Here is a 21,285-nt window from a genome sequence, read left to right as displayed (position 1 = left end):
CGAATTATAAATTTTTTAAAGCCTGCTTGATTATGTTTTCTACGGTTGCTTCTGGTTCTGCTTTTAAAATCTTGTCTACAACACGCTCTGCCTGCTTTCTCACATAACCAAGAACCTCTAAAGCAGATAACGCTTCATCTTTGTTGGTATTGTCTTTAGAGACAGAAACTTCGCCAATATCGTAAATTTTAAGAACTTTATCCTTTAAGTCGATGATAACACGCTGTGCTGTCTTCGCTCCAATACCTTTTATAGACTGAATTAAAGCCACATCTTCACCTGCAATCCCTTCAATAACCTGCTTGGAAGTCAAGGAGGATAACATGGTACGGGCAATACTTGCTCCAATACCGCTAACCGATATAAGCAACCTGAACACTTCACGTTCTATCAAAGAAGAAAACCCATACAAGGTATGGGCGTCTTCTTTAATTTGTAGGTGTGTATATAACTTTAAAAATTCTTTATCTGGAATTTCGGAATACGTATGTAGTGAAATGTTTAATAAATAGCCAACACCGTTACAATCTATAACAACATCGGTTAAGTTTTTCTCTACAAGTTTCCCTTGAATATGTGTAATCATTTATAGCAATAGGTTTCATCCCAAATGTAGTAAAATTATTTAGAATGGAATGACTATAAACTTTGCTTTTCCTTCTCCTGTTTTTCCTTTTGTTGTGCGTCAACGACCGCTATTGCTGTCATGTTTACAATTTCGTCTACACTAGCACCAAACTGAAGAATATGAACAGGTTTACGCATACCCATCATGATTGGTCCAATAGAATCTGCCTCGTTTAACTCCTTTAAAAGTTTATACGTAATGTTAGCCGAATCCAAGGTTGGGAAAATCAAGGTGTTTACCTTTCTGTCAACCAATTTAGAGAATGGGAATTTGTCTTTAAGCATATCTGCATTTAAAGCAAAATCTGTTTGTAATTCTCCATCTACAATCATATCCGGATAATAACGGTGTAAATACGCTACAGCATCACGAACTTTTGACGCTCTTGGATCTGATGAAGACCCAAAATTAGAATATGAAGTCATCGCCATTACCGGTGTTAATCCAAACATTTTAACCACCTGCGAAGTCATTTGCGCAATTTTGGTTAACGTTTTAGTATCCGGATCAATATTGATAGAGGTATCACTTAAGAATAATGGACCACGTTTGGTCATCATCATATTGGTAGTTGCCACACGTCTTACGCCATCAGCCATACCTATTAACTCTAACATTGGCTTCACAACTGTTGGATAACTTCTTGAATAACCTGTAATCAAAGCATCAGCATCACCTTCGTTAACCATCATAGCTGCAAAGTAATTACGCTCACGCATTAAACGTTGTGCCGAATAATAAGTGACACCACGACGTTTGCGTTGTTCCCAGTATACTTTAGCGTATCTATCCTTTCTTTCGTTTTCTTCTTCTGTTTTAGGATCGATGATTAAAATATCTTCAGCATCAAATTCAATTTCAGCCATCAATGCCTGAATTGCTTCTTTTCTTCCTAATAAAATTGGAATCGCAATGCCTTCTTCGTAAGCTATTTGTGCAGCTTTTAAAACCGGTAGCTGATCTGCCTCAGCAAACACCACACGTTTTGGATCTAACTTCGCTCTGTTCAATAACAAACGTACCATTTTGTTATCGGAACCTAAACGCTCGCGTAACTTATCCTGATATTCTTCCCAATCGGTGATAGGTTCTTTTGCCACACCACTTTCCATAGCAGCTTTAGCTACAGCTGGTGGTACTTCAACAATTAAACGCGGATCGAATGGTTTCGGAATGATATATTCTTTACCGAAAGTTAATTTAGTTTCTCCGTAAGCAATATTTACCTGCTCTGGCACCGGTTCTTTAGCTAAACGCGCTAGAGCCTCAACCGCAGCCATCTTCATTTCTTCATTAATTTTAGTTGCACGAACATCTAACGCACCTCTGAAAATAAATGGGAAACCAAGTACATTATTTACCTGATTAGGATGGTCACTACGTCCTGTAGCCATAATGACATCTTTACGTGTTTTTATTGCTAAATCGTATTTAATCTCCGGATCAGGATTTGCCATAGCAAATACGATAGGATCGTTTGCCATTGATAATAACATCTCTGGAGACAATACGTTCGCCATAGATAAACCAATAAAGACATCAGAATCTACCATCGCTTCTTCTAAAGTATCAATTTTTCTATGCGTCGCGAACTCAGCCTTTTCTGAAGATAAGTTTTCTCTATCGTCACGAATAACACCTTTACTATCCAGCATAACCATATTCTCACGTTTAGCACCAAAAGCCTGGTATAAACGAGAACATGAAATCGCTGCTGCACCGGCACCACTAATTACGATTTTTGCCTCTTCAATTTTTCTTCCTGTTAATTCTAAAGCATTAATTAAGGCTGCCGCCGAAATAATAGCTGTACCATGCTGGTCATCATGCATTACAGGAATATCAAGCTCTTCCTTTAATCGGCGTTCGATTTCAAACGCACCCGGAGCTTTAATATCTTCAAGATTGATTCCTCCAAAAGTTGGAGCAATATTTTTTACAGTTTCAATAAACTTATCGACATCCTCTGTATCGACTTCAATATCGAATACATCAATATCTGCAAATATTTTAAATAACAAGCCTTTTCCTTCCATTACTGGCTTAGAAGCCTCTGGACCAATATTTCCAAGCCCTAAAACTGCTGTACCATTGGAAATTACAGCGACTAAATTTCCTTTCGCTGTATATTTATAAGCATTGTTTTTGTCTTTCTCAATTTCTAAACACGGTTCTGCAACCCCTGGAGAATATGCCAGAGATAAATCTCTTTGTGTTGCATATTTTTTGGTTGGAACTACTTTAATTTTACCTGGAGTAGGTTTTGCGTGATATATAAGTGCCTCTCTGCGTTTACTTTCTTCGCTCATAAATTAATAAGTTAACTAAAAGCAAAGATAGTAATACTATATTAGGTAAGCCTTGAATCTTTTAAGTTTTTAATGGTACTTTTTTAGCTAAAAAACATATTATATCACTATTTAATCTTCAATGAAATCGATATGTAAAACTTTATAATTGAACGGAATTTTCAAAATAACTTAATACTTGTTGTTTATAAGTTCGTGAAATTGGAAAATTCCATTGGGCATTAACAACAACTTCATTTCCATTTAAAGTAGCATAACGGGGATTAACTAAAAATGAACGATGAATGCGAAGAAACCCATTAAGACGTTGTTTCCATTCTGATATTCTCATATTGTTTTTAAATTCTTTACCATCCACTAGAACTGCCAGAGTAAACTCGCCTCGGCTTTCAATATATGCCAAGTTCTCAATATTAATTGTCGTTTTTTTTCTGTCGCTGTAAATGGTAATGGTTTCCTGCTCTTTTGGTTGCACCTTTTTGAAAAACATAAACTCTAACAACACGAAGAAGCCAATTATTAACCAAATAAACACAGGGCTTATTAAAACCTTGTCTAACAAATCTGCTTTAAGTTCAAGAAAATACCAGTAAGCAACTGCTATAGCAATATATCCCCAATACAGTGACAACATAGCAATATAAAAATAGCGGATCCACTTTTTAACACCTTTAAGAAGATTAGCCCTTTCAACTCCAAATTTTACGATTAAAGCTGCAGGCAAAAAAAACAAAGCAATTAACCAGGCATTCCAAAAATTAACAATTGAATTTTGCAACAACAAGGCGATTAAAACGGAGGCTATTAGCCAATACCCAATTTTAAATAAAAGATGTTTATTCATAGCCTAAAATTATAATAATTCTGTTTGAATTGCTTTCTTAACGGTTAATGTTTTACCTTAGAAAGGGATTTTACAACACCAGAACGGTTTATAACATCGTCCGAAACTGTGTTTTATAGATACTTTTAAGGGTAAACTTAAAACAAAAAATTATGTTGAATTTATTTTATGAAGGAGGTACATTATTTATGACCATCCTTACCGTTTTGCTACTTGCTGTTATTGTTTGTTTCGTTAAATTCCCGGAATGGATAAAGGACATTGGAGTTTTAGCCCTTTCATTCGGTATTTTAGGACAAATTATCGGACTTTACAGTGCCTTTAAAGGTATTGAACAAATGGGACAAGTGAGTCAGGAAATGATGGCTGGTGGTTTAAAAGTCAGCTCCATTACAACTATGTACGGATTGCTGATTTATATTATCTCTGTTATTTTAAGCTTGATTAATAAACAAAAATTAATCAAATAACAATCGGTAAAATAGAACATTGACTTTTTAAGGTTTTAAAAAGTCAATGTTTCGTTTTAATCCAGAAAATTTGGTACGCTTTACTGCAGATTTTTTAAATATTTCACTGAAAACTTCCTGGGTAATCTCTTCCCAGTCTTTTTTAGTCATGCTTAATAATTCGGGGTGCGGATTGAATAAAGGTTCGTTGTGGGCTTTTGAAAATCGGTTCCATGGACATACATCCTGACACACATCGCAACCAAACATCCAGTTGTCAAATTGTCCTTTAAATTCATTAGGTATATTATCTTTTAATTCGATAGTGAAATAGGAAATACATTTACTACCATCAACAACAAAAGGTTCCGTTATGGCCTGTGTAGGGCAGGCATCTATACATTTAGTGCAGGTACCGCAATGGTCGGTGGTTACAGAATCATATTCCAATTCTAAATCCACAATTAATTCAGCTATAAAATAAAAGGACCCTACCTGTTGGGTTAGTAAATTACTGTTTTTGCCAATCCAGCCTAAGCCACTTTTTGCCGCCCAGGCTTTATCTAATACCGGAGCGGAATCGACAAAGGCACGACCATCAACCTCTCCTATTTCTTCATGAATAAAACTAAGGAGCTGTTTTAATTTGTCTTTAATTACAAAATGATAATCAGTACCGTAAGCATATTTACTAATTTTTGGAGCTTCAGAATCTATTTGAGTATTTTCGGGATAATAATTAAGTAATAATGAAATGACACTTTTGGAACCTTCAACAAGTTTCGTTGGATCGAGGCGCTTGTCGAAATGATTTTCCATGTAATGCATTTCACCATGCATTTGCTTATTTAACCAACGTTCTAAACGCGGTGCTTCAGCTTCGAGAAAACCAGCCTGGCTAATACCACAAGATAAAAAACCGAGGCGTTTGGCTTCGGTTTTTATAAGTTGTGTGTGTTTTAATTTAGAACTCATTTGTATACAGATCCTGAAACGAGTTCAGGATGACATTACTATTCAAATAAACCGCCTTGTACCGATCCACGAACACGGCCTAGATGCTTATAGGCTGCTTCAGTAACTTCACGACCTCGAGGTGTACGCATAATAAACCCTTGTTGAATTAAAAACGGCTCGTAAACTTCTTCAATGGTTTCTGCACTTTCACTTACCGCAGTTGCTAAAGTTGTAATGCCAACAGGACCACCTTTAAACTTATCGATAATTGTGGTTAAGATTTTATTATCCATTTCATCCAATCCATGGGCGTCAACATTCAGAGCCTGTAAAGCAAACTTTGCTATTTTAATATCGATACGTCCATCGCCCTTTATCTGAGCAAAATCACGAACACGACGCAATAAAGCATTCGCTATACGAGGTGTTCCTCGACTACGTCCTGCAATTTCTATAGCTGCTTCCATACTAATAGGCACATTTAAAATGGATGCACTACGTTCTATAATGGTTGATAGTAATTCAGTGTTATAATACTGTAATCGACTTTGGATTCCAAAACGAGCACGCATCGGTGAGGTTAGTAAACCAGAACGGGTAGTAGCTCCAACCAAAGTAAAAGGATTCAAATTAATTTGAACGGTTCTTGCGTTTGGCCCAGATTCGATCATGATATCAATTTTATAATCCTCCATAGCCGAATATAAATACTCTTCAACTATAGGGCTTAATCGGTGAATCTCATCAATAAACAACACATCACGTTCGTCAAGATTCGTTAACAATCCGGCCAAATCCCCTGGCTTGTCTAAAACTGGCCCAGAAGTTACTTTAATCCCTACATTAAGTTCGTTAGCCAGAATATGTGCTAAAGTCGTTTTACCCAATCCTGGGGGTCCGTGAAACAAGGTGTGATCTAAAGCTTCATCACGCATATTAGCAGCCTGAACAAAAACCTGTAAGTTTTCCAACACCTGATCCTGACCTGTAAAATCGCCAAAACTAAGCGGTCTTAACTTTCTTTCAACATCAAGTTCTTCAGGTGAAAAGTGTTCGTTTGTAGGATCTAAATTTTCATTCATAGTCATCTATCTGTAATGCAAAGATACCGAAAGCACCTCGGCATAAGCAAATATAAAGAAAAAGCCTTTCTAAATTTAGAAAGGCTTTTTGGTATTTAAATATGGTTTGTCTTAGTGTTGAAGTTCTTCTTCACCATCCTTTAAAGGAACGTTTTGCGGAACGAAGTCAACATCATGACCTGGTTTACTGTAATCGTAAGCCCAACGGTATACCGTAGGAATCTCTCCTGGCCAATTTCCGTGGATGTGCTCTACTGGAGTTGTCCACTCCAACGTAGTCGATTTCCAAGGGTTTTGAGTTGCTTTCTTTCCGTAGAAAATACTGATAAAGAAGTTGTATAAGTAAATGATTTGAACCACACCACCAACTAATGCGAATACAGTGATAATAACATTTACGTCTGCTAAATCATCGAATAACGGGAAGTTACTGTTTGTGTAGTAACGACGTGGTAAACCAGCCATTCCGATAAAGTGCATTGGGAAGAATACACCATAAGCACATACTGCAGTAATCCAGAAGTGAATGTATCCTAAGTTTTTGTTTAACATACGTCCGAACATTTTAGGGTACCAGTGGTAAATACCAGCAAACATACCGTAAAGTGCAGAGATACCCATTACTAAGTGGAAGTGAGCCACAACGAAATATGTATCGTGAACGTTAATATCTAAAGCAGAATCTCCTAAAATAATCCCTGTTAAACCTCCGGTGATAAACGTAGATACGAAACCAATAGAGAATAACATAGCTGGATTCATTTGTAAGTTACCTTTCCAGATGGTTGTAATCCAGTTGAAGGCTTTTACTGCTGATGGAATCGCAATTAATAAGGTTGTGAATGTAAACACAGATCCTAAGAATGGATTCATACCTGATACGAACATGTGGTGACCCCATACAATCGTAGATAAGAATGCAATTGCTAATATAGAAGCAATCATCGCACGGTAACCAAAGATTGGTTTACGTGAGTTAGATGCCATAATCTCTGACACAAGTCCCATCGCAGGTAAAATAACAATATATACCTCCGGGTGACCTAAGAACCAGAATAAGTGTTCGAATAATACTGGTGAACCACCGTGGTAGTGTAATACTTCACCTTGAATAAATATATCTGATAAGAAGAATGATGTACCAAAACTTCTATCCATGATTAATAATAAGGCTGCGGATAATAATACCGGGAACGATACGATACCAATTACAGCTGTAATGAAGAAAGCCCAGATAGTTAAAGGCAATCTTGTCATGGTCATACCTTTTGTACGTAAGTTAAGTACAGTAACCACATAGTTTAATGATCCTAACAACGAAGAAGCAATAAAGATAGCCATAGCTACTAACCATAAGGTCATACCCATACCAGAACCACCCTGCGCCATTGGTAAAGCACTTAACGGAGGATAGATTGTCCAACCTGCAGCAGCTGGTCCAGCTTCAACAAATAAAGAAATTACCATGATGATACTAGATAAGAAGAATAACCAGTAAGACACCATGTTTAAGAATCCTGATGCCATATCACGAGCACCAATTTGCAACGGAATTAATAAGTTACTGAATGTACCACTTAATCCTGCTGTTAATACAAAGAATACCATGATGGTACCGTGAATGGTAACTAATGCTAAATATATATCGGCATCCATTACACCTTCAGGAGCCCATTTACCTAATAAAGCTTCAAACAATACGTTTGGCTCTTCAGGCCATGCAATCTGCATACGGAACATCATAGACATTAAAATCCCAATAACTCCCATGATAGTACCAGTAATAAGGTACTGCTTAGCAATCATCTTGTGGTCCATACTAAAGATATACTTCGTCATGAAGGTCTCTTTATGATGATGTCCGTGGTCGTCGTGAGCGTGAGTATCTGCGTGTGCTGACATAATCTTATATCGTATTTATCTTTTTATTAATTGATTAGTTAAGAGAATTTTTAAATTCCTTTTGCTCTTTAATCCAAGCGTCAAATTCTTCTTGAGTTTCAACAACAATTTTCATTTGCATATTGTAGTGAGATTTACCACAAATTTTGTTACAAATTAATAAGTAATCAAACTCGTAGCGATCTAAAGCATCCTCTCCTTTAGCAACCAATTCTTCACTTTTTTCTACTCTGATTTTGTTGATGTTTGCAACTTTTTCAACCATATCAGGGTTTAGTCTCATTTCCTCGCTTGTTACAGTTGGAGTAAATCCGAACTGAGTAATCATCCCAGGAACACAGTTCATTTGTGCTCTAAAGTGTGGCATGTAAGCCGAGTGTAATACGTCTTGAGAACGCATTTTAAATAATACCGGTTTTCCAACAGGTAAGTGTAATTCTTTAGTAATGATATCATCTTGAGCATTAGGATCAGCTTCATCTAAACCTAAAACGTTAGCTCTGTCGATATCAATTAAACGTACGTTAGCTTTTCCTAACGTGTTATCCTGACCAGCATAACGCGCTGTCCAGTTAAACTGCTGAGCGTATAATTCAACTACCATCGGGTCATCACTTTCGTCAACACCCATAATGTTAACCCAAGTATTCAATCCGTAGATAATTAAACCTGCTAAAACAATTACAGGAATGATTGTCCAAATAGCCTCTAACTTATTGTTATCTGCAAAGAATAACGCTTTTTTACCTTTTTCACCTTTATATTTAAATGCGAAATAGTGTAATAAAAATTGGGTTATAGTTTGAACAAAGAATATGATAACTAACGAAATAGCCATTAAGTTATCGATTGTTGGACCATGTTCTGAAGCAGAGTTAGATAGTAAAGGTAAATCTCCCCATTTAACTATACATACAATGGTAATGATATAAATGAAGGCTAAGAAGCCCATCATTAAATAAGCATTTATTTTGTTGTCCTTATCGGTAGCTACTTGGCCACATTCCGATGAAGCCTGAGCCAAATCGAAAATCTTTACCATTTGCCAGATGGCAACCAGAATAAATACTAATACTATAATTGTTAATAAAGCAGTCATTGTTATCGTTCGTCTTTATTTATATCTTAATTAATAATGGAAATCTTCACTTTCTTTGATTAAAGGATATCCTTTTGCTAATAACGGTGCTTTTGTTAAAGCGGTGAAAACAACAAATATGAATAAACCTCCGAATAATAATATTGAACCGATTTCTGGAATTCCTATAAACCATCTATCTCCAACTGTAGCAGGCATAATCATATTGAAAATGTCAACGTAGTGACCAAATAAGATTACGATACCTGTCATTACCACAAACCAAGGCACGCGTTTAAAATCAGCATTCATCAATAATAATACTGGGAAGATGAAGTTAAGCGCAACCATACCGAAGAATGGTAATTTATAATCGTTTATACGAGTTATAAAGTATGTTACCTCTTCTGGAATGTTAGAGTACCAGATAAGCATGAATTGAGAGAACCATAAGTATGTCCAGAAAATACTAATAGCGAACATAAACTTAGCCACATCGTGTAAGTGGTTTGCGTTTACAAATTCTAAGTATCCTTTAGATTTTAAGTAGATGCTCATTAAAGCGATAACTGTAATACCACTTACAAACATACTTGCAAATACATACCATCCAAATAATGTAGAGAACCAGTGTGGATCAACACTCATTACCCAATCCCAAGACATCATAGATTCTGAATAGATAAAGAATACTAAGAATGCCGCAGCGATACGGAATGATTTCTTAAAGTTCGTGTTATACTGTGCGTTATCCTGAGCGATAGAGAATTTACGAGCAAAGTGACGGTATAAAGCCCATCCTGCAATAAATACTAAACCTCTAACAGCAAACATTGGTAAGTTTAACCAACCTGATTTTCCTTGAATTAATTCATCATGAGCAACCACTTCTGGATCCATCCAAATGAAAAGGTTGTAGTGACCAATTGTACCAGATGCAATAGCAATCGCTAATACAATTAAAGCTCCAGGTAATACGTAAGCAGTGATTGCTTCCATAACTCTGAATAATACTGGAGACCATCCTGCTTGTGATGCAATTTGAATCGCATAGAAGGCTAAAACGCCTAAACCAATCATCATAAAAAAGAAAGCTCCAACATACAAAGCAGACCAAGGACGGTTTGCTATTTGGTGTTGAACGTGCTCTGCGTGAGCGTCACCGTGGTGCGCATCTTCAGCGTGAGCAACTTCTCCGTGTACTGCCTCTCCATGAGCATCATGAGTATCGGCTACTGCGTGAGTAGCTTCTTCACCATGACCACCACCGTGATGTGATGCCTCTTCAGCAAGCATAGTTTTTACTTCGTCTAAAGATTTATGAGATGTCATAAAACCATATCCAACACCTAACAATCCTAAAACCATTAGAATGATAGAAAATGTCTTTAATTTATTTGAAAATGTGTACATATCTATATAATCTTATCTTCTTACTTTACTAAATCAGCTCTTAATTTTAACACGTATGAAACTACTTGCCAACGCTCTTCTTCATTGATTTGATTAGCGTAAGAACCCATAGCATTTTTACCGTAATAAATAGTGTGGTAAATACTTCCTGCTGTAATCTCTCTATCGGCGTAGTTTGGTATACCTAATATTTTTTCACGTTTTACTAAGTTACCTTGACCGTCACCTTTATTACCGTGACAAATACCACAGTAAATATCGTAAAGCGCTTTTCCTCTTTCTAAATCAACCTGAGTAGAATCTAAAGGACTAACTAAATTGGCTTTAGCTAATTCGTATCCCTCTGTAGAATTTTCAATATCGAAAGGAACAAATCCTCTAGCTATAGTACCTGCTACTGGTAATTGTGCTTCTACTCCGTTTTTAAATGCAGCCGATTCGCTATATGTTTCATAGCCTACAGATTCATACATATTTGGCATGAATTGGTAGTTTGGTGCTGTATCCTTTTTACATGATACAGCTACTAAAACAACTGCTACTGCTAATATTTTAATTAAGCTCTTCATCTTTATCTTAATGCGCTTTATCAATTAAATTAATTTCTACTGCTCCAGTTTCACTTAGTAAACTTTGTAATGCTTCTTCGTTACCGTTAACAGAGATTTCCATTAAGAAATGATCGTCTGTTGTTCTTGGATCTGGGTTTTCAGCATTTTTAAATGGCCACATTCTACTACGTAAGTAAAACGTAATTACCATTAAGTGAGCTGCAAAAAATACCGTTAACTCAAACATAATTGGTACGAAAGCCGGCATATTTTCAATAAAGCTAAAACTTGGTTTACCACCAATGTTTTGTGGCCAGTCTTCAATCATGATGAAATTCATCATAGTGATCGCTACTGTTAAACCTACCAATCCGTATAAAAATGCTGTAATAGCAATACGCGTTGGAGCTAATCCCATAGCTTTATCTAGTCCGTGAACCGGAAACGGTGTATATACTTCGTCAATGTGATATTTTGCTGCCTTAACCTTTTTTACAGCCGACATTAAAATATCGTCATCATTATAAATAGCGTGAATTACTTTAGATGCTTCCATTGTTTACGCTTAGTTTTTAGTGTTGTTAACTTTTCCAGAAGTTCTTTCGTCAGCTCCTGTTCCTACTAAACTTTCTCCTGCCTCTCTAATCTTCTTGTAACGTTCTCCAGAAGATTTAAGGATAGTCTTAACCTCTGCCTGTGCAATTACCGGGAATGTTCTTGAGTATAATAAGAATAATACGAAGAAGAATCCGATAGTTCCAACAAAGATACCGATATCAACAAACGTTGGTGAGAACATTGTCCAAGACGATGGTAAGTAATCACGGTGTAACGATGTTACGATAATTACGAAACGCTCGAACCACATTCCTATGTTTACCACGATAGAGATAAAGAATGAGAACATGATACTTGTTCTTAATTTCTTGAACCACATGAACTGTGGAGAGAATACGTTACAAGTCATCATCGCCCAATATGCCCACCAGTAAGGTCCTGTTGCTCTGTTTAAGAAGGCGTATTGCTCATACTCTACTCCAGAATACCAAGCAATAAATAACTCAGTAATATAAGCCACACCTACAATAGAACCTGTGATCATGATTACGATGTTCATTAACTCGATATGTTGTACTGTAATATAATCTTCAAGGTTACATACTTTACGCATTACAATAAGTAAAGTGTTTACCATCGCGAATCCTGAGAATACCGCACCGGCAACGAAATATGGAGGGAAGATTGTTGTATGCCATCCTGGAATTACCGACGTAGCGAAGTCAAACGATACGATGGTGTGTACAGAAAGTACTAACGGTGTTGCTAAACCTGCAAGAACTAAAGATACTTCTTCAAAACGTTGCCAGTCTTTTGCTCTACCTGTCCAACCAAAACTTAATAATGAATAAATTTTCTTTTGGAATGGCTTAATAGCTCTATCTCTTAACATAGCGAAATCTGGTAATAAACCTGTCCACCAGAATACTAATGAAACAGATAAATATGTAGAGATCGCGAATACGTCCCATAATAATGGTGAGTTAAAGTTAACCCATAAAGAACCAAATTGGTTCGGGATTGGCAATACCCAGTATCCTAACCATGGACGACCCATGTGAATAATTGGGAATAAACCTGCTTGTACTACCGAGAAGATAGTCATCGCTTCCGCAGAACGGTTAATTGCCATTCTCCATTTTTGACGGAATAATAAAAGTACAGCAGAAATAAGTGTTCCTGCGTGACCAATACCAACCCACCAAACGAAGTTAGTAATATCCCAGGCCCAACCAACGGTTTTATTTAAACCCCAAGTTCCAATACCTGTAGATATGGTATAAATGATACATCCAAGACCCCAAAGAAAGGCAGCTAGTGCAATACCAAAAACTATCCACCACTGTTTATTTGCTTTTCCTTCAACAGGCTTTGCTACATCCACAGTTACATCGTGGTAAGACTTCTCTCCTGTAACTAAGGGTCTTCTAATAGGTGCTTCGTAATGAGACGCCATAATTATATAATTGATTCTTTAATTAGATTTATGCTTCAGTTGTATTTCTCACTTTCGTTTGATAGATCACGTTTGGTTTAGTACCTACGTGCTCTAGTAAGTGATACATACGGTTATCTTCTTTAAGTTTAGCAACTTTGCTCTCCTTATCGTTAATGTCTCCAAAAGTCATAGCGCCGCTAGAACAAGCCGCAGAACAAGCTGTTTGGAATTCACCATCCTTAATTACACGTCCATCACGTTTAGCATCAAGAACTGTTTTTTGTGTCATTTGAATACACATAGAACATTTCTCCATAACACCACGAGAACGAACTACAACATCTGGATTTAATACCATACGTCCTAAATCATCATTCATATGATAATCGAACTCATCGTTACCGTTATATAAGAACCAGTTAAAACGACGAACTTTATAAGGACAGTTGTTAGCACAGTATCTAGTACCTACACAACGGTTATACGCCATGTGGTTTTGACCTTGACGACCGTGTGATGTTGCAGCCACAGGACATACAGTTTCACAAGGTGCGTGGTTACAGTGCTGACACATTACTGGTTGGAAGGCAACCTGAGGATTAGCCGAAGCATGCTCCATTTCACCGAACTCACTTAATGAGCTTCCTAAACCAGAGATGTTATCTTTCTTCTCATCATCACCTGCGAATGACTCTTCAGATGAATAATATCTATCGATACGTAACCAGTGCATATCACGGCTACGACGTACTTCAGATTTACCTACTACAGGTACATTGTTTTCAGCGTGACAAGCAATAACACATGCCCCACATCCTGTACAAGAGTTTAAGTCGATTGATAAGTTAAAGTGGTGACCAATTGAACGATCGAACTCATCCCATAAATCAACGTCTGGAGAAGTTACTGGTGTTTCCTCGTGGTTTAATGACACTTGAGGAATAGCATTCCAGTACTTTTTATCTTTAGTGTTGAATATCTCTAAAGTAGTTTCTTTAACAATATCACCACGTCCCATTAAAGTATTGTGCAACTGTACACAAGCAAACTCGTGCTCACCAGCAGCTGCTTCAACAGTTACATTCTGTACGTTGTTGAAGTTGTGGTATAACGTATACGCATTAACACCGGTTTGCATTTCTTCTTTAATCCCTTTTGTTTTACCATATCCAAATGATAAACCTACAGAACCTTTAGCCTGACCTGGTTGAATTAACACAGGAACAACTAAAGACGTACCGTTTACAGTAACTTTAGCATAACTACCATTTAACGCACCATTAGCAACGTTATAGTTTTTTAAACCTAAGGCATCAGCATCAACTTTAGAAACTGTTAAGTAGTTATCCCAAGATGTTCTGGTAATCGGATCCGGGAATTCTTGTAACCAAGGGTTATTGGCTTGTTGCCCGTCTCCCATACCTACTTTGGTATACAATGATAATTCTAAACCAGAACTTTTAGCAGAAGCCGCTAAAGCACTAGCTGCAGCATTAGATGGTTTTTCAACGTCGTTGTTTTCAACTAAACCTTCTAAAGCATCAATATCGTTAATTGCATGAACTTCTTGAGATACAAACTGCCCATCGTGTAACGCTTGGTTAAACGATGCTCCGTTTAAAATATCTGAAGTCCAGATTTCTTTAATATAATCGTTGTAAGCAACACTATTAGACGTCCAGATTAATAACGCTTCCTGGAATTGTCTAGTGTCGAATAACGGACGGATAGTTGGCTGCATTAATGCATAGTGTCCGTTTTTAATTTCAACATCACCCCAAGACTCTAAATAGTGAGGAGCAGCAGCGATATACTGAGATTCTGAAGCAGTTTCATCTTCTTTCATTGAGAAAGTAATAGATAATTCAGTCTTCTTTAATCCTTCAGCAAAATCTGCAGCATTTGGTAATGTATATAATGGATTAACCCCAGCCATAATGATTGCAGAAACCTTACCTGCTTTCATATCAGCAACTAAGTTTGCAACATCTTTATCATTACCTTGTCTTGTTTTAATAGCAACCTTAACATCAAAAGCCTTGCTCGCTAAAAACTCGTTTATTTCCAGAACAACAGTTTGTGCATTTACGTCTTGAATTCCTGTAACTACAACACCATTTGATCCTGCTTTCTTTAATTGAGCAGCTGCCTTTTGAACAGCTTCGTCTATGTGCGCTGGTAATTCACCTGCAACGGCACCACCAACTACATAGCTATATAATTTAGCTAAGGCTACTTTTTGCTGACTTGGTGTTAAAGGCACACGTTTATCGGCATTAGCACCTGTTAGCGACATGTTAGATTCAAACTGAATGTGACGAGACATTTTACCGTGGTTAGGTACTTTGTTCTTAGCATAGCCAGAATCAAATCCGCCACCTTGCCAGTCACCTAAGAAATCAGCTCCAACAGATACAATAGTCATCGCTTTAGAGAAATCGTAACCAGCTAAAGCACGTTTTCCATATTTAGCCTGGAAAGCATCTAAAGCAGCAGATTCTGATACCGCATCGTACACAACGTGTTGTACATTACCGTATTCTTCTTTAAAATCTGCAATTAAGTTACGTGTAGAAGGACTCGCAAAAGTTTGTGTTAATAAAACAATCTTCTTGTTAGCCGCTTTTAACTCATTTAACTTTTTAGTCGTATCAGCATCGAAATCACCCCAAGTAATGGCATTACCATCTTTTTTAGGACCTTGTACTCTTAAACTATCATACAATCCTAAAACCGAAGCATTAACTCTGGCATTAGCACTACCATTTGTAGCAGCCAAAGCATTATTTTCAATCTTAATTGGACGACCTTCACGTGTTTTCACTAAAACACTAGCAAAATCGAAACCATCTGCAATAGTAGTTGCATAGTAGTTAGCAACACCAGGAATAATTTCCTCTGGTTGTACTACATAAGGAATCGACTTAACTACAGGACCTTCACAGGCAGCTAATGATGCCGCAGCTGTACTGAATCCTACATATTTTAAGAAATCGCGACGCGTTGTAGAACTTGATTCCAATGCATTTTTATCACCTAAAAATTCATCTGTAGGAATCTCGCTTACAAACTCGTTTTGTTTTAGCGTCTCAACAATAGAGCTATTCTCGTTTAGCTCTTCAACACTTTTCCAGTATTTCTTGTTTGATGACATATTATATAATTGAATTACTTCTTATTAAATTTTATTAATAGTGGCATTTTCCACATTCTAAACCACCCATTTGTGCAGCTGTAAGCTTATCTACACCATACTTCTTAGATAATTCTTCGTGAATTTTCTCGTAGTATGCATTGTCTTCTACTTTAACATTTGTAGTTCTGTGACAATCGATACACCATCCCATTGTTAATGGCGCATGTTGATACATTACTTCCATAGTCTCAACAGGACCATGACATGTTTGACATTCAACACCTGCTACAGAAACGTGCTGAGAGTGGTTGAAGTAAACGAAGTCAGGTAAATTATGAATACGAACCCATTTTACCGGATGTGAATCTCCAGTATATTTTTGGTTAGCATCATCCCATCCTGCTGCTGCATATAATTTTTTGATTTGTGCATCATAAAACTCTTTAGTATACTCTGCAGTTGTTTCACCGTTGTACTCATAAATAGATTTATGACAGTTCATACAAACGTTTACAGATGGAATACCTGAAGTTTTACTAACACGAGCTGAAGAGTGACAATATTTACAATCGATACCGTTATCACCAGCGTGAATTTTATGTGAGAAATGAATTGGCTGCACTGGTTGATACCCTTGATCAACACCAACCTGCATAAAATATCCATATACAAAGTAAGCACCAGCAAGCAATAAGAAAATTGCAGACACTAACATTAAGAATTGATTCTTAACAAATGCTTTCCAAAGCGGCATTCTTTTAGAGGCTTCAGGTAATTCAACACCCTGAGCTTCTGCAAAACGACGAAGCGTTTTGTTTACTAAGATTAAACCTATTGCCAAAAGCGCAAATAATACAGCAAGAGCACCTAACACTAACTCGTTAGATATACCCCCCGTAGTCGCGCCAGCAGCAGTTCCAGCTGCAGCAGTTGCCGCAGCAGCAGGCACTTCTTTTTTAACTTCTGCAGTATAGGCTAAGATATCGTCAATATCTTTTTCAGATAACTGAGGAAAAGCTGTCATCGCAGCTCCACCGTACTCATTATAAACTTTGTTACCATAAGCGTCACCAGACTTGATAACACCAGAACTGTTATGAACCCAATCATAAATCCAAGCTCGGTCTAACCCTTGCTCATCGGCTAAACGCGCTTCAACATTTCGAAGCGCTGGTCCTGTCATCTTTTTATCCAATTGGTGACATGCAGCACAATTCGCGTTAAATAATGATTTTCCTTTTGCTGGATCTCCTTCCTGAGCAGAAAGGGAAGCGGTAAAGATTAATAAAACAATTAAACCTAAACCAAGAATGTTCTTGCTTAATTTACGGTGAATCACCTTTTTCATATTGTTGGTTATATTAACTTCTAAACTTTGGTATGATTTTTTCATACAATAATTTAAAATAAAACGCAGTTATAAAATCTCACGCAAAAGTAACATTTAAACTCGATTATAGAAATGTTAGACAAGTGTTAATGTCTAATTTAGAGGGATTCTAAATAATAAAAATAGCCCCATTTTCACTTTATTACGTATACATTTGCATAAACCCATTACACAATGAAACCTTTGAAATTAAAAATCAAGCTATTAACAACATTTATCATTGTTATTGTAACCAATTTTTGTTATGGACAAGAAGGTAAGGTTACTATAAATCAAGATAAAAACATTCCTACGTTACTGAATTTAAAGAAAGAAATTAACAGTAGTGAAAATGATTCTGAGAGATATAGAATACAAATTTATTCAGGCAATAGAAGCAAAGCCGAATCAACTCAATCTCAATTCGAAGAGCTTTTTCCAGATTGGCATGCCAGTATTCAATATGAAACACCAAATTTTAAAATTTGGGCCGGTAATTTCAGAACTAGACTGGAAGCCGACCGTGCTTTAAAAAAGATAAAAACAGAATTTCCAACAGCCTTTATTTTTAAACCGAAAAAGACAAGTTAATTCGATACTCATACGAATAAGAAAAGCGACATAAACATGTCGCTTTTTTTTTATGCTTTAAACAGTTTTACAAGTTAAATTAAACGCAAAAAAAAGACGCTCATTTCTAAGCGTCTTTCCTTTTATGATTAAACTATTATTTAAGTTTCTTCTTAACTTCAACCTCGTGAAATGCTTCAATAATATCACCTTCTTTAATATCATTGTAGTTTTTAATCTGCATACCACAATCGTATCCTTTAGTTACTTCTTTAACATCGTCTTTGAAACGTTTTAACGACGCTAACTCTCCAGTGTAAACAACCACACCATCTCTAATAATACGAACACCTGAACTTCTTAAGATTTTACCATTAGTTACCATACATCCAGCTATACTACCAATTTTAGAAACTTTAAAGATTTCTCTAATTTCGGCTGTACCAGTAACCTCTTCTTTATACTCTGGAGACAACATACCTTCCATCGCATCTTTAAGATCATTAATCGCATCATAGATGATTGAGTAAGTTCTGATATCGATTTCTTCTCTATCTGCTGTTGCACGAGCATTTCCAACAGGACGAACGTTAAATCCGATAATAATCGCATCTGAAGCCGAAGCTAATAATACGTCACTTTCGGTAATAGCACCAACGCCTTTATGTAAAATGTTAACCTGAATTTCTTCAGTTGATAATTTCTGGAACGAATCTGTAAGCGCCTCAACAGAACCATCCACGTCACCTTTAAGGATGATGTTTAATTCTTTGAAGTCTCCTAATGCAATACGACGTCCAATCTCATCAAGTGTAATATGACGTTGCGTACGCACCGATTGCTCGCGTTGTAATTGCGAACGTTTTGCTGCAATTTGTTTTGCTTCACGTTCGTCTTCGAATACGTTGAATTTATCACCTGCTTGTGGTGCACCATCTAAACCAAGAATAGATACCGGAGTAGATGGACCAGCTTCAATAACATCGTTACCACGCTCGTCGTGCATTGCTTTAACTTTACCACTGTTTTTACCAGCTAAAACGTAATCTCCAACTTTTAATGTACCACCTGTTACTAATACTGTTGCTACATAACCTCTACCTTTATCAAGGAAAGCTTCTACAACCGTACCTACTGCTGGCTTGTTAGGATTGGCTTTAAGCTCTAATAATTCAGCTTCAAGTAATACTTTTTCTAATAATTCTTTAACACCGGTTCCTACTTTTGCAGAGATATCGTGTGATTGAATTTTACCACCCCAATCTTCTACTAAAAGGTTCATATTTGCTAATCCTTCTTTAATCTTATCAGGATTCGCTGTCGGCTTATCAATTTTGTTAATTGCAAATACAATTGGAACACCTGCAGCCTGTGCGTGAGAAATCGCCTCTTTAGTTTGTGGCATGATATCATCATCGGCAGCAGCCACAATAATAGCAATATCGGTTACCTGAGCACCACGAGCACGCATCGCTGTAAAGGCCTCGTGACCTGGTGTATCAAGGAATGCTATTTTTTGTCCGTTTTCTAATTCAACTCCATAAGCTCCAATGTGCTGTGTAATACCTCCAGACTCACCAGCGATTACATTTTCCTTACGGATGTAATCTAAAAGCGATGTCTTACCGTGGTCTACGTGACCCATTACCGTTACAATCGGGGCTCTTGGTTTTAAATCTTCTTCTTTATCTTCAACGACTTCTATTGACTCTTCAATATCCGCTGTTACAAATTCTACTTTATAACCAAATTCTTCAGCAACAATCGATAAAGTTTCTGCATCTAAACGTTGGTTCATGGTCACCATCATACCAAGCGACATACAAGCTGAGATAATTTGTGTAACAGGCACATCCATCATAGTAGCCACCTCGTTCGCTGTAACGAACTCGGTTACCTTAAGGATTTTGCTTTCTGCAGCTTCCTGCATCAACTCTTTTTGAGTTTGATCTCTGTGCTGATCTCTCTTATCTCTACGGTATTTAGCTCCCTTACCTTTAGTTGATTTTCCCTGAAGTTTTTCAAGTGTTTCACGCACTTGTTTTTTAACATCTTCATCACTAGGATCCTCTTTAATAATAGGGCGTCTAGCTTTGTTACCTCCTTTATTAAAACGATCGTTAGGACGGTTAGTGTTTCCTCTGTTATCACCACCACCTTGACCTGGCTGTCCTGGTTGATTTGGACCTCCTGCTTTACTTATACGACGACGCTTTTTCTTATTGGCATCGGCAGCATTACCTGGCTTATTATCACCTTTTTTATCTTCCTTCTTTTTCTTAGGCTTATTAAATTGAGATAAGTCAATTTTATCACCTGCAATTTTAGGACCGGTAAGCTTTTGGTACTGAGTTTTTACTTTTTCTTCTGCAACGATTTCACCGTTTTCATTAGTAACAAGTGTTTTCTCAACTTCAGGACCTTTGTGCTCTTTAGGTTTATTTACTTGCACAGGTTTTGGAGTTTCAACTTTTGTTTTTTCTTCTGCCTTTGGTTCCTGAACAGGAGCCTCGGTTTTCACTTCTGTTTTTGCCACCTCTTCTTTTGGAGCTTCGGTTTTAACAGGCTCTTCTTTTGGAGCTTCAACCTTAGGTTCTTCTTGTTTTGGTGGTTCTGGTGTTTCAGCCTGAGGAGTTTCAGCAGGTTTTTTAGGATCTAAATCAATCTTACCTACTTGCTTAGGACCAGAAAGTATTTTAGTGGCTTTTACAATTTCTTCCTTTCTAGCTGCCTCTTTTTGTTTTTCTTCAAGTTCACGCTCACGTTGCTCTCGCAGCTCCTCTTTTTCTTTCTGCTTAGCTTCACTAACCTCTTTAGATGCTACTTTTTTGTTTGCATCTACTTGAAATTCACTAGAAAGCACATTGTATACTTCCTCGGAAATTTTCGTGGTTGGTCGCTTCTCTATTTCGATACCTTTAGAATCTAAAAATTCTACGGCACGATCTAAAGAAATATTCAGCTCGCGTAATACTTTATTTAATCTAATTGTTTCAGCCAT

At 37.0% G+C, this 21,285-nt stretch carries 16 protein-coding genes; 2 read left to right on the top strand and 14 right to left on the bottom strand.

Annotated features, from left to right (window positions below):
• Nucleotides 1-4: 4 nt before the first annotated feature.
• The 3 genes from ruvA to R1X58_RS07645 all read right to left on the bottom strand — a co-directional run bounded on the left by ruvA (nt 5) and on the right by R1X58_RS07645 (nt 3,781).
• Complete coding sequence (gene ruvA, locus R1X58_RS07655; protein ID WP_240575251.1) at nt 5-586, bottom strand: Holliday junction branch migration protein RuvA; 582 nt, start codon at nt 584-586, stop codon at nt 5-7.
• Nucleotides 587-639: 53 nt separating this feature from the next.
• Nucleotides 640-2,937, bottom strand: coding sequence for an NADP-dependent malic enzyme (locus R1X58_RS07650; RefSeq protein WP_240575249.1), 2,298 nt, complete (start codon nt 2,935-2,937; stop codon nt 640-642).
• Nucleotides 2,938-3,079: 142 nt separating this feature from the next.
• The gene (locus tag R1X58_RS07645) at nt 3,080-3,781 is read right to left on the bottom strand and encodes a LytTR family DNA-binding domain-containing protein (RefSeq protein ID WP_240575248.1); all 702 of its coding nucleotides are present in this window, start codon (nt 3,779-3,781) and stop codon (nt 3,080-3,082) included.
• A 152-nt stretch (nt 3,782-3,933) separates the two neighbouring features.
• Between R1X58_RS07645 and R1X58_RS07640 the strand changes: the two genes are divergently transcribed.
• The gene (locus R1X58_RS07640; protein ID WP_240575247.1) at nt 3,934-4,251 is read left to right on the top strand and encodes a MotA/TolQ/ExbB proton channel family protein; all 318 of its coding nucleotides are present in this window, start codon (nt 3,934-3,936) and stop codon (nt 4,249-4,251) included.
• 27 nt (nt 4,252-4,278) lie between these two features.
• On the opposite strand, the gene queG is transcribed toward R1X58_RS07640, so the two are convergent.
• The 10 genes from queG to R1X58_RS07590 form a co-directional block, all read right to left on the bottom strand.
• Nucleotides 4,279-5,205 (bottom strand): tRNA epoxyqueuosine(34) reductase QueG, encoded by a 927-nt coding sequence (gene queG, locus R1X58_RS07635; protein WP_240575246.1) that lies wholly within the window; start codon nt 5,203-5,205, stop codon nt 4,279-4,281.
• 38 nt (nt 5,206-5,243) lie between these two features.
• Nucleotides 5,244-6,269 (bottom strand): Holliday junction branch migration DNA helicase RuvB, encoded by a 1,026-nt coding sequence (gene ruvB, locus R1X58_RS07630; RefSeq protein ID WP_240575245.1) that lies wholly within the window; start codon nt 6,267-6,269, stop codon nt 5,244-5,246.
• 111 nt (nt 6,270-6,380) lie between these two features.
• Nucleotides 6,381-8,171: a cytochrome c oxidase subunit I gene (locus R1X58_RS07625; RefSeq protein WP_240575244.1), complete on the bottom strand. Its 1,791-nt coding sequence runs from the start codon at nt 8,169-8,171 to the stop codon at nt 6,381-6,383.
• A gap of 34 nt (nt 8,172-8,205) precedes the next feature.
• Nucleotides 8,206-9,270 carry a cytochrome c oxidase subunit II gene (locus R1X58_RS07620; protein ID WP_240575243.1) on the bottom strand — a complete coding sequence of 355 codons (1,065 nt, stop codon included), beginning with the start codon at nt 9,268-9,270 and terminating at the stop codon, nt 8,206-8,208.
• 30 nt (nt 9,271-9,300) lie between these two features.
• Nucleotides 9,301-10,662: a quinol:cytochrome C oxidoreductase gene (locus R1X58_RS07615; RefSeq protein ID WP_240575233.1), complete on the bottom strand. Its 1,362-nt coding sequence runs from the start codon at nt 10,660-10,662 to the stop codon at nt 9,301-9,303.
• 20 nt (nt 10,663-10,682) lie between these two features.
• Nucleotides 10,683-11,231: a c-type cytochrome gene (locus R1X58_RS07610; RefSeq protein WP_240575232.1), complete on the bottom strand. Its 549-nt coding sequence runs from the start codon at nt 11,229-11,231 to the stop codon at nt 10,683-10,685.
• A gap of 7 nt (nt 11,232-11,238) precedes the next feature.
• The gene (locus tag R1X58_RS07605; protein ID WP_240575231.1) at nt 11,239-11,769 is read right to left on the bottom strand and encodes a DUF3341 domain-containing protein; all 531 of its coding nucleotides are present in this window, start codon (nt 11,767-11,769) and stop codon (nt 11,239-11,241) included.
• 9 nt (nt 11,770-11,778) lie between these two features.
• Nucleotides 11,779-13,227, bottom strand: a complete 1,449-nt coding sequence (gene nrfD, locus R1X58_RS07600; protein ID WP_240575230.1) for an NrfD/PsrC family molybdoenzyme membrane anchor subunit — start codon at nt 13,225-13,227, stop codon at nt 11,779-11,781.
• A gap of 28 nt (nt 13,228-13,255) precedes the next feature.
• Nucleotides 13,256-16,363 carry a TAT-variant-translocated molybdopterin oxidoreductase gene (locus R1X58_RS07595; protein ID WP_240575229.1) on the bottom strand — a complete coding sequence of 1,036 codons (3,108 nt, stop codon included), beginning with the start codon at nt 16,361-16,363 and terminating at the stop codon, nt 13,256-13,258.
• 34 nt (nt 16,364-16,397) lie between these two features.
• Nucleotides 16,398-17,693, bottom strand: a complete 1,296-nt coding sequence (locus R1X58_RS07590) for a c-type cytochrome (RefSeq protein ID WP_240575292.1) — start codon at nt 17,691-17,693, stop codon at nt 16,398-16,400.
• A 216-nt stretch (nt 17,694-17,909) separates the two neighbouring features.
• On the opposite strand from R1X58_RS07590, the gene R1X58_RS07585 reads away from it, so the two are divergent.
• Complete coding sequence (locus R1X58_RS07585) at nt 17,910-18,305, top strand: SPOR domain-containing protein (protein ID WP_240575228.1); 396 nt, start codon at nt 17,910-17,912, stop codon at nt 18,303-18,305.
• Nucleotides 18,306-18,441: 136 nt separating this feature from the next.
• Here the strand turns inward: R1X58_RS07585 and infB are convergent, their stop codons facing one another.
• Nucleotides 18,442-21,285 carry a translation initiation factor IF-2 gene (gene infB, locus R1X58_RS07580; RefSeq protein WP_240575227.1) on the bottom strand — a complete coding sequence of 948 codons (2,844 nt, stop codon included), beginning with the start codon at nt 21,283-21,285 and terminating at the stop codon, nt 18,442-18,444.

Origin of the sequence: Aestuariibaculum lutulentum, from assembly GCF_032926325.1 — a bacterium.
GTDB lineage: Bacteria > Bacteroidota > Bacteroidia > Flavobacteriales > Flavobacteriaceae > Aestuariibaculum > Aestuariibaculum lutulentum.
The sequence above is the reverse complement of the archived record's forward strand: the minus strand, read 5'-3'. Positions and strand labels throughout refer to the sequence as shown.

Bases quoted from the DNA above. Each gene is read 5' to 3' on its own strand.
- ruvA (WP_240575251.1), bottom strand. From the start codon at position 586: ATGATTACACATATTCAAGGGAAACTTGTAGAGAAAAACTTAACCGAT.
- R1X58_RS07650 (WP_240575249.1), bottom strand. From the start codon at position 2,937: ATGAGCGAAGAAAGTAAACGCAGAGAGGCACTTATATATCACGCAAAA.
- R1X58_RS07645 (WP_240575248.1), bottom strand. From the start codon at position 3,781: ATGAATAAACATCTTTTATTTAAAATTGGGTATTGGCTAATAGCCTCC.
- R1X58_RS07640 (WP_240575247.1), top strand. From the start codon at position 3,934: ATGTTGAATTTATTTTATGAAGGAGGTACATTATTTATGACCATCCTT.
- queG (WP_240575246.1), bottom strand. From the start codon at position 5,205: ATGAGTTCTAAATTAAAACACACACAACTTATAAAAACCGAAGCCAAA.
- ruvB (WP_240575245.1), bottom strand. From the start codon at position 6,269: ATGAATGAAAATTTAGATCCTACAAACGAACACTTTTCACCTGAAGAA.
- R1X58_RS07625 (WP_240575244.1), bottom strand. From the start codon at position 8,171: ATGTCAGCACACGCAGATACTCACGCTCACGACGACCACGGACATCAT.
- R1X58_RS07620 (WP_240575243.1), bottom strand. From the start codon at position 9,270: ATGACTGCTTTATTAACAATTATAGTATTAGTATTTATTCTGGTTGCC.
- R1X58_RS07615 (WP_240575233.1), bottom strand. From the start codon at position 10,662: ATGTACACATTTTCAAATAAATTAAAGACATTTTCTATCATTCTAATG.
- R1X58_RS07610 (WP_240575232.1), bottom strand. From the start codon at position 11,231: ATGAAGAGCTTAATTAAAATATTAGCAGTAGCAGTTGTTTTAGTAGCT.
- R1X58_RS07605 (WP_240575231.1), bottom strand. From the start codon at position 11,769: ATGGAAGCATCTAAAGTAATTCACGCTATTTATAATGATGACGATATT.
- nrfD (WP_240575230.1), bottom strand. From the start codon at position 13,227: ATGGCGTCTCATTACGAAGCACCTATTAGAAGACCCTTAGTTACAGGA.
- R1X58_RS07595 (WP_240575229.1), bottom strand. From the start codon at position 16,363: ATGTCATCAAACAAGAAATACTGGAAAAGTGTTGAAGAGCTAAACGAG.
- R1X58_RS07590 (WP_240575292.1), bottom strand. From the start codon at position 17,693: ATGAAAAAGGTGATTCACCGTAAATTAAGCAAGAACATTCTTGGTTTA.
- R1X58_RS07585 (WP_240575228.1), top strand. From the start codon at position 17,910: ATGAAACCTTTGAAATTAAAAATCAAGCTATTAACAACATTTATCATT.
- infB (WP_240575227.1), bottom strand. From the start codon at position 21,285: ATGGCTGAAACAATTAGATTAAATAAAGTATTACGCGAGCTGAATATT.